Raw genomic sequence first — 14,870 nt, 5'->3', positions numbered from 1 at the left:
CCGGATGGCGGCTGGCGCCTTATCCGGGCTACCGGGTGATGCGGCTATTTTGCCGGGTGGCGGCTTACGCCTGACCCGGCCTACATAAAACACAAACCGCTCCGTTCGTAGCCCCGCTAAGCGCAGCGCGAGCGGGGGGGAATCCCATCGGCAATGCGGGTTACTGCCAGGCGGCGAATTGCTCATCGTCGAGATAGGCTTCGACCAGGGTTTTCGCCAGCGAATAGGAACCGATCAGCGGGTGCGCCATCAGCGCCCGCACCGCCAGCGATTTATCCTGCTGCAGGATTGCCGCCACCGCCAGCCGCTCATACTCCTTCACGCAGGAAATCAAATTCTTCTGCGCCGTCGGCACCTTCACCGGCGTCACCGGCTTGAGGCCATCCCGGCTCAGGTCGCAGCTGATCTCGATCACGTCGTCAGGGCGCAAAAAGTCGAGCGTGTCGTGATTCTGGATCGATACCACGATACGCTTGGTGGTGGTGCTGTTCACCGCTTCCAGGATATCCAGCGCCACCCCGGCATAGCCGCCGGTGTCCGGCTCTTCGATAAACTGGCGCAGCGTCAGCGGTTCGCGGGTGTGGAATTTTTCCTGCTGCGACTCATTCTGCATATAGCTGTTTTCCCGGCGCAGGTAATGCTGCATCCAGATGGTGAAAGCGGCTTCCGGTTGCGTTCTGGCATCCACAGTGCGCAGCGCTTCGCGCATCTCCTGATTGATACGGGCGATCTGCTCTCCGCGCGTCTCGCCGGCTTCCTGAATCGCCTTCAGCGCCACCTCTCGATAGTAGTAATAATAGAGATATTCATTGAGGAGCTGATTATCGCAAAGCCGCACCAGCTCCGGGGAGAAGTACTGCATCGCCGTCTTCTGGTACAGTTCCGGGCTGGCGATCAGCCGTTCGGTTACCTCTTCCCCGCGTACGGTGAAGTGGGTAAACCATGAGAAATGGTTCAGCCCATAGCATTCCACGCTGAGGTCGCGTTCTTCACAACCAAGGATCGCCGGCAGTTCACGAATCAGCTCGGAGGGAGCATCGCAGATCCCATAGACCCGGCGCTTAAAACCGGACTTGACGATCGCTTCCGTCACCAGGCCTGACGGGTTGGTAAAGTTAAACAGAATAGCGTCTTCGGCGGCATGTTCTTCGATCAGCCGGCAATAGCGAAGGATCGCCGGGATCGAACGCATGGCCATCGCGAAACCGCCGGCGCCGGTGGTCTCCTGGCCGAGGGTGTTATGCTGTAGCGCAATGCGTTCGTCGCGAATGCGGCTTTCGTCACCGCCAACCCGTAGGGTGGTAATGATATAGTTGGCATCCTGCAGCGCCGCGACCGGGTCGGTAGTGGTACTAAACTGAATATCCGGGCGAATAGTATTAAATACATAGCGGGCAATTTCGCCAAATATCGCCAGATTATCAGCAGAGTTATCGAGAAAAACCACTTCTGTTAAACCAATGCGGTGAGCGTTATAGGCCAGAGATTTCGCTAAAAATGCAGAGCGAACGCCGCCCCCGCCTAATACGGTTAATTTCATACAAACTCCTCATTAATTTTCTGCTAACCAGTTATCAACCCGGGAACGTACCTGTCCCACTTTGACGCCATAAATAACCTGAACTTCATTACGATTTCGTACGACGCCGTTGGCGCCGGTATTTTTTAATTGCGCGTCATCAACCCGCGCCATATCGCGCACGGCCACGCGCAGACGAGTAAAACAATTATCGACGGAGAGAATATTCTCCTTGCCCCCGAGGCCGCGGATGATGTCATCGGTGACCGACTGCGGTTGCGCGACTTTCTGGCGGTACTCTGCTTTGCTGTAAAGCTTCACGTTCTCGTCATCTTCCCGGCCCGGCGTTTTCAGGTTCAGCTTCACCACCAGGGTGCGGAAAATCACGTAGTAGACGGCGAACTGGCCGATACCAATAAGGACATAGCCCGGCCAGCGCGTTAAGGAGACCGGCAGCGGCAGGTTATAGATCAGAAACTCGATCAGGCCCGATGCTCCCCAGGGACGTACGGTGAAAATGTCGCAAATGGCTTGCGAGGCGGCGGTTAACGTCGCGTGGATCACCCACAGCAGCGGCGAGACAAACAAGAAGGTGAACTCAATCGGTTCGGTGATACCGGTCAGCATCGAGGTGATGATCGCCGGCAGCAGAATCGCCTTCGCCATCACTTTCTTCTCCGGTTTCGCGGTGTGGTAGAACGCCAGCGAGGCGCCCGCCAGGCCAAAGATAGTGGTCATCCCTTGCTGCGAAAAACGTAATGCGTCGTTCATGACCGGCGTCAGGTCGGGGTGGCGCATATAGGCGAGGAAAATGGCCTGGGTCCCGGAGACCACCTGACCGTCCACGTGCAGGGTGCCGCCAATCTGGGTGAGCTGGAAGGGGGACCAGACGAAATGGTGCAGGCCGGTGGGGATAAGGAATTTTTCAAAGAAACCATAGACGAAGACCCCGGCGACCCCGGCATTTTTCATAAAACCGGTGAGGGCGGAGATGCCGTGGGTCATAAAGGGCCAAATCCAGGTAAAGGCGATGGCGTAGAAGATAACCACCGGCGTCATCGCCACCAGCGTCAGCTTGGCGCCGCCGTACATCGACAGCGCGCCAGGCAGCTCAATGGCAGAGACTTTATTGTGCACCCACGCAATCGTGCAGCCGAGAATAATGCCCAGGAAAACGCCCATATCCACCACCACAAAGCCCAGCAGCTGGGTTTGCCCGGTGCCATAATATTCACCGTTAATTTTTTCGGCGAGTCCGTGGATGTGTTCCAGCCAGGAGTGGTTGGCGCCAAGGAACATAATGAAGCACATCACTGCAACCAGCGCGACTTCGGTTTTTTTATCCTTTGCCAGGCCATAGCTAATGCCGACGCAAAATAATAAGCCGAGGTTGCCAAATAAAGGCCAAAAAGTGTCGCCGAGCATTTGCCCAAGCTGATGTAAGAAACTGGTTTCAGCAATTAATGTCGGATTAGTTAATACTGAACTGAGGGCCAGAATTAAGCCAATGACCGGCAAGAACAATACGGCGCCGATCATGGCCCGGGAGAATTTTTGCATATTCTCCAGAATACGCTGACGTATTTCAGGCATGATTGATCCTTTTATATTTTTGTAGGTACAGGGAGCGGTTTTTTATCGACTTCCAGTAATTTGGTTATAGCAATTCTGATATTTGAAAGGAACCTGTTGCGCTAAATAGGTACAGATAGCCGCGTATTGCACACAGGTTTCAGGACTCGCACCCTAACCCCCTCCCTGAAAGGGAGAGGGAGTGGCCAGAGCGGAGTTTGCCGGAAAGCATGCCCTCTCCCCGTGGGGAGAGGGCCAGATAAGGGGGGGGTTACTGCGGCGCGGCGGGGGCGGGGCTGACCTCGCCGTTGCGCATGATTTGCGCCACCAGCTGTTTCTCCATATTCACGGCGCTGAGCTGCCCGTTGACCGTCGGCTTGAGCGGGGCATCGGCCTGCACGCTGCCGCTGGCGGTCAGCTGGAGATTGCCATCCCCGCTTATCGGTAGCGACGGCCAGCCCCAGGCCTGCAGAATATTCAGCGGCACGCCGCGGCCGGTAAAGCTCAGATTGACCTGGCGCTGCGGCAGCTGGGATACCGCGGCGGTGGCCTGCAGAATGCCGCGCTCGGTGAAGGCGCTAAGCTCAGTGATATTGACCGTCGACGCTGTCGCGCTCAGCTTGAGTGACGGGCGGCGCACGTCGATCCGGTTAAAAGTCGCCGCCGCGGCGTTCAGCGTCGCGCTGCCGTTCCATACTCCCCAGCTGCCGTTTTTCACCAGCTGTAGCTCGCCGCCATAGCCATCGAGGGCGGTAATTTGCCACGGGAAGGCAGGATCCACATCGATGATCAGGTTACGGCTGGCGCTGAATTTTTTCAGCGTCAGGCTTTGCAGCCAGGCTGGCATCGGCGCCATCCACAGCTGTTTCCAGTTCGCCGGCAGCGTGTACTCCAGTCCGGCGAAGGCGGTGTCGTCGAGCACCAGCGCGTTACCAGCGCGCAGCCAGTTGCCGGAGGTGCGCACCATGCCGCCCTCCCAGCGCGAGGAGAACTGGCGCAGCGCAATGCCCTGGGGAGAGAATTCAGCATTCAGAATCGGGTCGAAGAAGTGCAGCGAGCCGTAGATAAATTCGCTGGCGTTCATCGACAGCGTGCCGTCCTGGCTCTGCCAGCCGCCGTGGCTGAGCGTCAGGTTGCGCAGGCTCAGGTCGAGGTCGGTTACCGCCCAGTCCGGCCCCTGCAGGCGGGCGTCGGTGATATCCAGGCGGCCAATCTGCAGAGAGGGGACCGTGGTTAACGGCGCGAAAAACTCGGCCAGCGAGGCGGGGCTCTGCAGTCGAATCTCATTGAGCTGGAGGTTATCCACCAGCCAGCTGCCGTCGGCGCTGCGTTTCGCATTGCCGGTTAAGGTGCCGCGGGCGACATCGGCGCCGAGGGTGGAGAGGGTCACTTCACCCTGATCAATCCTGCCCTGAATCAGAACGTTGCTGGCTTCGACGCCATTGAGCGTCATCGAGCCCGCGCTCATCTGGATCTGCGCCGTTTTCCCCAGCACATTGCCCGCTTCCGGCGTCCATGGACTGACGCCGCCGGTGACGCGCTGCGCGCTGAGCGCCCAGCCGGTTTCCGGGCTGTTGAAAGCCATGTTGCGCAACATCAGCCGGTCGGCAGCGAACGGCAGGTCTGCAGAGTGGGGTGACAGATTCAGAGTGCCGTCGTTAAGGACTATCTCATCCGCATGCAGCGGATCGCTAAACTGGCGGGTGCTGAAGCCAATATCGACCGTTTTTGCCACCAGGGTGGCCGGCTTGCCTTCCCGGCCAAAGGTGACGTTTTGCAACTGCACATGAAGAGGGGAGGAGAAATCGTGTTCCATCGCATCGAAGGAGACCTGCCAGCCGGTGCCATTGCTGAGCCAGGCGCTGGCCTGGCGGGCGCCCCAGTGGGTTTGCAGCAGGAACCACGCGCCAACAATGACGAGCAGCAGAGCGACTAGCAGCCAGAGAATCAGCTTTCCAAGAAATTTCATGGTCTTCCATTCTGTGAGATGCACATCACCGTGTTATGCCCGATTTAGGCGCACTTCTCAAGGCGGGCGTGGTTTATTTCCGTGATGAGGCAGGTCGTGGAAAGCGTCCCGGCCAATGGCGCGACCGGGAGCGCGTCAGATCAGGCTTTTTCTGGCGGGAAAATTAAATTCAGAACAATCGCTGTGATACCACCGGCGGCAATTCCCGAAGAGAGAAGGTTTTTCAGCCAGTCTGGGGCGAACTGCAGGATTAACGGCTGCTGCGACACGCCGAGGCCCACTGCCAGCGACAGGGCGATAATCAGGATCGCCCGACGGTTCAGCGGCTCACGGGAGACGATGCGCACGCCGGACGCGGCAATGGTGCCGAACATCACCAGCGTGGCGCCGCCGAGCACCGGCTCAGGGATGTGCTGCACGAAGCCGCTCACCGCCGGGAACAGACCGAGGACGATCAGCATCAGGGCGACCACGAAACCGACGTAGCGGCTGGCAACGCCGGTCAGCTGGATCACGCCGTTGTTCTGGCCGAAGCAGGAGTTCGGGAAAGTGTTGAAGACCGCGGAAACAAAGGAGTTCAGGCCGTTAGCCAGCACGCCGCCTTTCAGGCGCTTCATATACAGCGGACCGGAAACCGGCTGTTCGGAGACGTCCGAGGTGGCGGTGATATCGCCGATGGTTTCCAGAGAGGTGATCATAAACACCAGCATCAGCGGCAGCAGCAGGCTCCAGTCGATGCCGAGACCATAGTAGAGCGGCGTTGGCACGGTGATGAGGCTGCTGTTGGTCGGGGCGGTATTGGCTGGCAGCATATCGAGGAACCATGCCGCCAGATAGCCCGCCGCCATGGCAATCACCAGCGAAGCAATGCGCAAATAGGGATTACGCTGGCGGTTGAGAATAATGATCAGCGCCAGCACGATGCCCGCCAACAGCAGGTTCTTCGGCGCGCCGAAGGTGTGGTCGGCCATCGCCGCGTAGCCGCCGCCGATGGAAGTCAGTCCGACCTGAATCAGCGACAGGCCGATAATCATCACCACCACGCCGGAGACCAGCGGGGTAATGATGCGGCGCGCCAGGTGCAGGACGCGGGAGAGCACCATTTCCGTGCAGCTGGCCAGCATCAGGGTGCCGAACAGGGCGGCCATCATGGTGGGGACGTCGGCGCCGCCGGTTTTCAATGCGGTACCGCCCATGATCAGCGGGGCGACAAAGTTAAAGCTGGTGCCCTGGATGGAGAGCAATCCGGAGCCGACCGGGCCCCAGGCTTTGATCTGAATAATAGAGGCGACACCGGAAGCGAACAGCGACATGCTGATGATATGTTGGGTATCTTGCGCCGGGAGACCGAGAGCCTGGCAGATTAACAGCGCTGGAGTGATCACCGCGACAAACATCGCCAGCAGGTGCTGGAAGGCGGCGAACAGGGTTTGCGGTAGCGGTGGGCGATCTTCGAGGCGGTAGATTAATTCGCTAGCTGATTTATGCGCAACCGGTTGCGCATTTTCTGACTCTGCGGTGTTAACGGACATCACAAGCAATCCCAAGGTGGCAAAGCGGGAATTTTATCGGACTGTAGACCAAAAGCAAACGTTTGCCAGCATTTGGTCATAAAAATTTATGCCGTGAATATGCGCAACGAGGTTATTAACATTTTGTATGCTAAATCGCATCATTAAGGATACAAAATATCTTTTTCTGTCATTTTTTCCGCCGTTCTGCGTAAAATCCCCTTCTGACTCCTCATGATGAGAAGCTAAAGACACCAGGAATTACGTCGCGTGTGAATGGATCATGCGCCCATAAGGAGCTTTTTATGTTTCACCTCGATACCTTATCGACGCTCGTTGCCGCAACGCTTGTGCTATTGCTCGGCAGAAAACTCGTGCAAACCGTTCCCTTCCTCAAGAAATACACCATTCCTGAACCTGTTGCCGGCGGTTTGCTGGTAGCGCTGGCGCTGCTGGTGCTGAAGAAAAGCATGGATATCGAAATTGATTTCGATATGAGTCTGAAAGACCCGCTGATGCTGGCGTTCTTCGCCACCATCGGTCTTAACGCCAACCTCGCCAGCCTGCGGGCCGGCGGCAAGGTGCTGGGCACTTTCCTGATCGTGGTGGTTGGCCTGCTGCTGCTGCAGAATGCCCTCGGTATCGGCATGGCGACGCTGCTGGGGCTGGATCCGCTGATGGGCCTGCTGGCCGGGTCGATTACCTTATCCGGCGGCCACGGCACCGGGGCGGCGTGGAGCAAGCTGTTCGTTGAACGCTACGGTTTTGCCAACGCCACCGAAGTGGCGATGGCCTGCGCGACTTTCGGCCTGGTGCTGGGCGGCCTGATCGGCGGTCCGGTGGCTCGCTACCTGGTGAAGCACTCTTCCTCTCCGGACGGCACACCGGACGATCAGGTGGCGCCAACCGCCTTTGAAAAACCGGACGTGGGGCGGGTGATCACCTCGCTGGTGCTGATCGAAAGTATCGCCCTGATCGCTATCTGTCTGACGGTGGGCAAGGTGGTTGCGCAACTGCTGGCGGGCAGCGTCTTCGAGCTGCCGACCTTCGTCTGCGTGCTGTTTATCGGCGTGATCCTTAGCAACAGCCTGGCGCTGGCGGGGTTGTACCGGGTGTTCGATCGCGCGGTATCGGTGCTGGGCAACGTCAGCCTGTCGCTGTTCCTCGCCATGGCGCTGATGAGCCTCAAGCTGTGGGAGCTGGCCTCGCTGGCGCTGCCGATGATTATTATCCTGGCGGTGCAGGCGCTGGCGATGGCGCTGTATGCGGTATTCGTTACCTACCGGATGATGGGCAAGAATTACGATGCCGCGGTGCTGGCGGCGGGCCACTGCGGGTTTGGTCTGGGCGCAACGCCGACGGCGATTGCTAATATGCAGGCGATTACCGACCGCTTTGGCCCGTCACATATGGCCTTCCTGGTGGTGCCGATGGTGGGAGCGTTCTTTATCGACATCGTTAACGCACTGGTGATTAAGCTATACCTGCTGCTGCCAATATTTGGCTGATAAAAAACCCGGAGGCGGTGCTGCGCACCTGTCCGGGCTACAAGATCGTGCTGTTTGGGGTTTTGTAGCCCGGCTAAGGCGTTTACGCCGCAAGCCGGGAATACCTCCACAATCTTACGCTTCGTCGTGCTCTTCCCACGCTAACGCGCGTTTCACCGCTTTCTTCCAGCCGCTGTAACGATAGTTACGCTCAGTGGTTTCAATCCCCGGGCGGAATTCGCGCTCAATCACCGCTTTCTCCTGCAGCTCGTCCAGATTCTGCCAGAAACCGACCGCCAGACCCGCCAGATAGGCTGCGCCCAGCGCCGTCACTTCGCGTACTTCCGGACGCTCGACACGGGTGCCGAGGATATCGGACTGGAACTGCATCAGGAAGTTGTTAGCCACCGCGCCGCCGTCCACGCGCAGGGCGTGCAGACGAATGCCAGAGTCTGCCTGCATCGCCTCCAGCACATCGCGGGTCTGATAGGCGATGGACTCCAGCGTCGCACGGATAATGTGGTTGGAGTTCACGCCGCGGGTGAGGCCGAAAATCGCGCCGCGGGCATACGGGTCCCAGTATGGTGCGCCAAGACCAGTGAACGCGGGTACCACGTATACGCCGTTGGTATCCTTCACTTTGGTGGCGAAGTACTCGGAATCGAAGGCATCGCTGATGAGCTTCATCTCGTCGCGCAGCCACTGAATAGACGCGCCGGCCATAAACACCGCCCCTTCCAGCGCGTAGTTCACCTCGCCGCGCGGGCCGCAGGCGATGGTGGTCAGCAGACCGTGGGTGGAGGTGACCGCTTTTTCGCCGGTATTCATCAGCATAAAGCAGCCGGTGCCGTAGGTGTTTTTCGCCATCCCTTCTTTGACGCACAGCTGGCCGAACAGGGCCGCCTGCTGGTCACCGGCGATCCCGGCGATAGGAATACGGGTCCCGCCTTTACCACCGATGTTGGTCTGGCCGTACACTTCGGAAGACTTGCGCACTTCCGGCAGCATGGCGCGCGGAATGTCCAGCGCGTCGAGCATTTTGTCGTCCCAGTCCAGCTCGTGGATGTTGAATAGCATGGTACGTGAGGCGTTGGTGTAGTCGGTAACGTGCACGCGGCCCTGGGTCATCTTCCAGATAAGCCAGGTGTCAACGGTGCCGAACAGCAGCTCGCCGCGTTTCGCACGTTCACGGGAACCTTCGACATGGTCGAGGATCCATTTTACCTTGGTGCCGGAGAAGTAGGGGTCCACCACCAGGCCTGTGGCCTTGCGGATATACTCTTCCATTCCGTCACGCTTGAGCTGCTCGCAGATCTCCGCGGTACGGCGGCACTGCCAGACGATGGCGTTGTAGATGGGTTTACCGGTCTCACGCTCCCACACCACCACGGTCTCACGCTGGTTGGTGATGCCGATGGCCGCGATCTGATCGGAGTTGATATCCGCTTTGGCCAGCGCTTCGACCAGCGTCGAGCTTTGGGAAGCCCAGATTTCCATCGGGTCATGTTCGACCCAGCCTGGCTTAGGATAAATTTGTTCAAATTCTCGCTGGGAGACGCTGACGATATTGGCATCATGATCCATCACAACGGCCCGGGAGCTGGTAGTGCCCTGGTCAAGCGCAACGATATATTTTTTGTCGGTCATAGTCGGTGTCCCGTAGTCAGATTACAGCGAAGCTTTATGTTGAGTGGTGGAAGAGGAGGGGCTCTGTTGCTCTTCCTCCACGCAGGTGTCGCAAGGCAGGTGACGGCCAATCAGCTTACGATAGCTGAATGCGCCCAGCGCCGCGCCGACCACCGGTGCGCACAGCGGCACCAGAAAATAAGGAATATCTTTGCCGCCGGTGAAGGCGACGTCGCCCCAGCCGGCCAGCCAGGCGAAAGCTTTCGGGCCGATATCACGCGCCGGGTTCATGGCGAAGCCGGTCAGCGGTCCCATGGAGGCGCCAATCACCGCAATCAGCAGGCCGATCAGCAGCGGAGCAAGCGGACCGCGCGGCACGCCGTTGCCATCGTCGGTCAGCGCCAGGATGACGCCCATCAGGATAGCGGTAATCACCATCTCTACCGCGAAGGCCTGCACAAAATTGATATGCGGGTTCGGATAGGTGGAGAAGATGCCGGCCAGATCGAGGCTTTCTACGCTGCCGCGGACCATATGGTGGGTGGTTTCATAATCGAGGAAAAGATTGTAGTAAAGCCCGTAAACTAATGCCGCAGCGCAAAAGGCGCCAGCGAATTGCGAAATGATAAAAGGGACCACTTTGCGGCCATCGAAGCAGGCGAACAGCCAGAGTGCGATAGTTACCGCAGGGTTAAGGTGCGCACCGGAGACCCCAGCGGTCAGGTAGATCGCCATGGCGACGCCCAGACCCCAGATGATGCTGATTTCCCATTGCCCGAAGCTGGCTCCCGCGACCTTGAGCGCAGCCACGCACCCAACGCCGAAAAAGATCAACAACCCGGTACCGAGGAACTCTGCGATGCACTGGCCTTTTAAGGTTGATGTTTGGCTCATAATCGAATCCTGAAGCGTGGTGATGATTATTGTATGTAGGGTGGTCACAGACGACCATATTGCCATGTAGGCATAGTGTTAATTTATCGTTAACGAGCAAAAACGAGAAATATCGAACTTCAAATGTGTGTACCGCGTCAAGAAAATGAGCGTTTTCGCGCCATCCGCGCGCATTGAGACCGGTGCCGGAGCGTTTCACCTCGCATTTTGTTAACCATAAAATTAACAATGACCCATGAAGTACGAGCGAACTGCGCTGAAAGCACCAGGTAAAGACTGAAAAGTGTTGCAAACCGCAATCTGCGCGGCTTGCCGCTGGACAGGGGCGGCGGGGATTCATACAATCGACGATAACACCGCTATGTGCGCTAATTTTCGTTAAGGCGGGACCGCGTATACGAAACACGAGTTTCTATCAACGCCTTGCAAGTTCAGGAGAGGTATGACGATGTCATTAGAAGTGTTTGAGAAATTAGAATCTAAAGTTCAGCAGGCGATTGATACCATCACTCTGTTGCAGATGGAAATCGAAGAGCTGAAAGAAAAGAACAACACCCTGGTTCAGGAAGTTCAGAGCGCGCAGCATGGTCGTGAAGAGCTGGAGCGCGAAAACAGCCAGCTGAAAGAGCAACAGCAGGGCTGGCAGGATCGCCTGCAGGCGCTGCTGGGCCGTATGGAAGAAGTCTAATCGCTTCGCGCCCTCTCCCGCCCGGGAGGGGGCAATCCTTATTCACCTCTTTATATCCACAAGTTATAGCCAATCTTTTTTTATTCTTTAATCATTGAATCGCTTTCTGGCACGCTTAGCCCATCACAACACACATAAAGAGAGCGGTGCGATGAATAAGTGGGGCGTAGGGTTAACTCTGTTGCTGGCATCCGCCAGCGTTCTGGCAAAAGACATTCAGCTTTTAAACGTTTCTTATGATCCAACGCGCGAGCTGTACGAACAGTACAACAAAGCGTTTAGCGCGCACTGGAAGCAGGAGACCGGCGACAACGTGGTGATCCGCCAGTCGCACGGTGGTTCTGGCAAACAGGCGACCTCAGTGATTAACGGTATTGAAGCGGATGTGGTCACACTGGCGCTGGCCTACGACGTAGACGCCATTGCTGAACGCGGCCGTATCGATAAAAACTGGCTGAAACGCCTGCCGGATAACTCCGCACCGTATACCTCAACCATCGTGTTCCTCGTCCGCAAGGGCAACCCGAAACAGATCCATGACTGGAACGACCTGATCAAACCGGGCGTGTCGGTCATTACCCCGAACCCGAAAAGCTCCGGCGGCGCCCGTTGGAACTATCTGGCAGCCTGGGGCTATGCTCTGCATCAGAATCACGGCGACCAGGCCAAAGCCCAGGAATTCGTCAAGGCGCTGTATAAAAACGTGGAAGTGCTGGACTCCGGCGCGCGTGGTTCGACCAATACCTTCGTAGAACGCGGCATCGGCGATGTGCTGATTGCCTGGGAAAACGAAGCGCTGCTGGCGACCAACGAACTGGGCAAAGACAAGTTTGAAATCGTGACCCCGAGTGAGTCGATTCTGGCTGAGCCGACCGTCTCTGTGGTCGACAAAGTGGTGGATAAAAAAGGCACGCGCCAGGTGGCGGAAGCGTACCTGAAGTATCTCTACTCGCCGGAAGGCCAGGAGATTGCGGCGAAGAACTTCTACCGCCCGCGCGATCCGAATGTGGCGAAGAAATATGCTAACGAGTTCCCGAAACTGAAGCTGTTTACTATCGATCAGGAGTTCGGCGGCTGGACGAAAGCGCAGAAAGAGCACTTCTCCAACGGCGGCACCTTCGACCAGATTAGCCAGCGTTAATCCTCTTGTCCCTGCTTGCGCTACGCTTAGCAGGGCTACAGTTCTGCTTCGTCTGGTAGCCCGGGTAAGGCGGAACGCCGCGACCCGGGGAATCCCCGGCTTTCTCTGCGCTTAGCCGGGCTACTATTTGCACCGTCCGTAGCCCGGGTAAGGCGTCAGCCGCTACCCGGGATAACTCCCCGCCCGCCATCTGTTTTCATTTAGTCATCAAATTACGTTACTCTTCCGCTTCAGGCTTAACAGGGAATGAAAATGAGAAGAGTAAGATACTTTTTGCTGGCGCTGCTGGTGGCGATCCTCGCGGCGCTGGCGGGCGGCTACTACTGGCTGCACTCCGGCAACCCGGACGCATTACGCAAGATTGTCCTGCAGCAGTGCGTACCCCATCAGCAACAGCAGCAAAACCCGTCGCCGTGCGCGGAAGTGAACCTCAAGGGCGGCTATGTGCTGTTTAAAGACCGTAACGGCCCGCTGCAGTATTTGCTGATGCCGACCTACCGCATTAACGGCACCGAAAGCCCGCTGCTGCTGGACCCGTTGACGCCGAACTTCTTCTGGCAGGCCTGGCAGGGACGTGAAATCATGAGTCAGCGTCACGGCGCGCCGGTTCCTGATAACGCGATATCACTGGCGATTAACTCGCGCAGCGGACGCACGCAAAACCATTTCCATATTCATATCTCCTGCCTGCGCCCCGATGTGCGCGCGCAGTTAGATAAGGATGCGGGCGCGGTCAGCAGCCGCTGGCTGCCGCTGCCGGGCGGGCTTCAGGGCCATGAATACCTGGCGCGCCGGGTGACGGAGGCCGAACTGGCCCAGCGCAGCCCGTTCCTGATGCTGGCGGAAGAGGTGCCGGAGGCGCGTGAACATATGGGACGCTTCGCGCTGGCGATGGCGCAGCAGAGCGACGGCTCGCTGGTGCTGCTGGCGACGGAGCGTAACCTGCTGACCCTGAACCGGGCTTCAGCGGAAGAAATTCAGGATCATCGTTGCGCCATCCTTAACGCAAACCACTAGTTCTGGCGTTTACCTGTCTTACCTGTCGTCGTATTCTTGCTGAAAAAAACGACAGGAGACAGGCATGTCGCTCTGGCTTACCCACCCGCTGTTCCTTCCTTCATTGATTGTCGGCGTCACCATTGTGCTCTGGGCGACGTCGCTGCTGCCGGAATTTATCACCGCGCTGCTGTTCTTCGCGGCGGCGATGATGGCCAAAATCGCTCCGCCGGAGGTGATCTTCGGCGGCTTTGCCTCCTCGGCGTTCTGGCTGGTGTTCAGCGGCTTTGTGCTCGGTATCGCGATCCGTAAAACCGGGCTGGCAGACCGGGCGGCGCAGGCGCTGTCTGCGCGGCTCACTGACTCCTGGCCGCGGATGGTCGGCAGCGTGGTGTTGCTGAGCTACGCGCTGGCGTTTGTGATGCCTTCCAACATGGGACGTATCGCGCTGCTGATGCCGATCGTGGCGGCGATGGCCCGCCGCGCGGGCATTGTCGATGGCAGCCGCGGCTGGTTCGGCCTGGCGCTGGCGGTGGGGTTCGGCACCTTTCAGCTTTCGGCGACGATTTTGCCCGCTAACGTGCCAAATCTGGTGATGAGCGGCGCGGCGGAAGGCTCGTACGGTATCCATCTGAATTATGTTCCCTATTTGCTGCTGCATACGCCGGTGCTTGGCTGGCTGAAAGGGGCGGTGCTGGTGGCGCTGATTTGCTGGCTGTTTCCCGGCAAGCCGCATCCACCTCGTGACCTGGCGCCGCTGCCGCCGATGAGCCGCGACGAGAAACGTCTGGCGTGGCTGCTGGCGGTAGTCCTTACGCTATGGGTGACCGAGAGCTGGCACGGCGTCGGCCCGGCGTGGACCGGCCTGGCGGCGGCAGTGGTCACGCTGCTGCCGCGGGTGGGCTTTATCAACGGTGAGGAGTTTGCCAGCGGGGTGAATATGCGCACCTGCATTTATGTTGCCGGGATTCTGGGACTGGCGATCGCCGTTACCCAAACCGGAATTGGCGGTGCGGTGGGCAATGCGCTGCTGCAGGTGATGCCGCTGGATAAAGACAATCCGTTCACCAGCTTCCTCGCCCTGACCGGGATAACCAGCGCGCTGAACTTTATTATGACCGCCAACGGCGTGCCGGCGCTGTATACCACTTTTGCGCAGAGCTTTGCCGACGCGACCGGCTTTCCGCTGCTCAGCGTGATCATGATTCAGGTGCTGGGGTATTCCACGCCGCTGCTGCCCTATCAGGCGTCGCCGATCGTGGTGGCGATGGGGTTAGGCAAGGTCCCGGCGAGGGCGGGGATGCAACTGTGTCTGGTGCTGGCGGCGGTGAGTTATCTGATTTTACTGCCGCTGGACTACGCGTGGTATCAGCTGTTGGGGAAACTGTAACGGCAAAAGAAAGCCCGGCTTGCGCTGTGCTAAGCCGGGCTCCCGAGTTTTGTCAGTCACCCCGGTCGCGTTTCGCC

Annotated in this window: 11 protein-coding genes; 5 read left to right on the top strand and 6 right to left on the bottom strand. The window is 58.2% G+C overall.

The features are described 5' to 3' along the window. Positions 1–160: 160 nt before the first annotated feature. The 4 genes from A1WC_RS01410 to A1WC_RS01425 all read right to left on the bottom strand — a co-directional run bounded on the left by A1WC_RS01410 (position 161) and on the right by A1WC_RS01425 (position 6,592). Entirely contained in the window at positions 161–1,540 is a 1,380-nt protein-coding gene (locus tag A1WC_RS01410) for a hypothetical protein (protein WP_016161975.1), read from the bottom strand. 12 nt (positions 1,541–1,552) lie between these two features. Then, positions 1,553–3,112, bottom strand: a complete 1,560-nt coding sequence (locus tag A1WC_RS01415) for a PTS transporter subunit EIIC (protein WP_016161974.1) — start codon at positions 3,110–3,112, stop codon at positions 1,553–1,555. A 250-nt stretch (positions 3,113–3,362) separates the two neighbouring features. Beyond that, entirely contained in the window at positions 3,363–5,060 is a 1,698-nt protein-coding gene (locus tag A1WC_RS01420; RefSeq protein WP_016161973.1) for an AsmA family protein, read from the bottom strand. Between the two features lie 140 nt (positions 5,061–5,200). Next, positions 5,201–6,592: a nucleobase:cation symporter-2 family protein gene (locus A1WC_RS01425; RefSeq protein ID WP_008806808.1), complete on the bottom strand. Its 1,392-nt coding sequence runs from the start codon at positions 6,590–6,592 to the stop codon at positions 5,201–5,203. 284 nt (positions 6,593–6,876) lie between these two features. Between A1WC_RS01425 and gltS the strand changes: the two genes are divergently transcribed. After that, positions 6,877–8,079 carry a sodium/glutamate symporter gene (gene gltS / locus A1WC_RS01430; RefSeq protein ID WP_012967046.1) on the top strand — a complete coding sequence of 401 codons (1,203 nt, stop codon included), beginning with the start codon at positions 6,877–6,879 and terminating at the stop codon, positions 8,077–8,079. Positions 8,080–8,193: 114 nt separating this feature from the next. On the opposite strand, the gene glpK is transcribed toward gltS, so the two are convergent. Then, on the bottom strand, positions 8,194–9,705 hold the full coding sequence (gene glpK / locus A1WC_RS01435) for a glycerol kinase GlpK (RefSeq protein ID WP_008806810.1): 1,512 nt from the start codon (positions 9,703–9,705) through the stop codon (positions 8,194–8,196). Positions 9,706–9,726: 21 nt separating this feature from the next. Next, on the bottom strand, positions 9,727–10,578 hold the full coding sequence (locus A1WC_RS01440) for an MIP/aquaporin family protein (protein WP_012540293.1): 852 nt from the start codon (positions 10,576–10,578) through the stop codon (positions 9,727–9,729). Positions 10,579–11,020: 442 nt separating this feature from the next. Here A1WC_RS01440 and zapB point away from each other — a divergent pair, with 442 nt between their 5' ends. The 4 genes from zapB (at position 11,021) to A1WC_RS01460 (ending at position 14,793) form a co-directional block, all read left to right on the top strand. After that, positions 11,021–11,266, top strand: coding sequence for a septal ring assembly protein ZapB (zapB, locus tag A1WC_RS01445; protein ID WP_008806812.1), 246 nt, complete (start codon positions 11,021–11,023; stop codon positions 11,264–11,266). A 151-nt stretch (positions 11,267–11,417) separates the two neighbouring features. Further along, positions 11,418–12,407 carry a sulfate ABC transporter substrate-binding protein gene (locus tag A1WC_RS01450; RefSeq protein WP_002922936.1) on the top strand — a complete coding sequence of 330 codons (990 nt, stop codon included), beginning with the start codon at positions 11,418–11,420 and terminating at the stop codon, positions 12,405–12,407. A 246-nt stretch (positions 12,408–12,653) separates the two neighbouring features. Continuing rightward, a complete protein-coding gene (locus tag A1WC_RS01455; protein ID WP_162542824.1) occupies positions 12,654–13,424 on the top strand; it encodes a CDP-diacylglycerol diphosphatase in 771 nt (256 codons plus the stop codon). Positions 13,425–13,488: 64 nt separating this feature from the next. Beyond that, positions 13,489–14,793, top strand: a complete 1,305-nt coding sequence (locus A1WC_RS01460; protein ID WP_016161971.1) for an SLC13 family permease — start codon at positions 13,489–13,491, stop codon at positions 14,791–14,793. The last annotated feature ends 77 nt before the right edge of the window (positions 14,794–14,870 follow it).

The organism is Klebsiella sp. KTE92 (assembly GCF_000398905.1).
GTDB lineage: Bacteria > Pseudomonadota > Gammaproteobacteria > Enterobacterales > Enterobacteriaceae > Klebsiella > Klebsiella variicola.
Note: the sequence above shows the minus strand (reverse complement) of the source record. Positions and strands in the feature narration are given on the sequence as shown.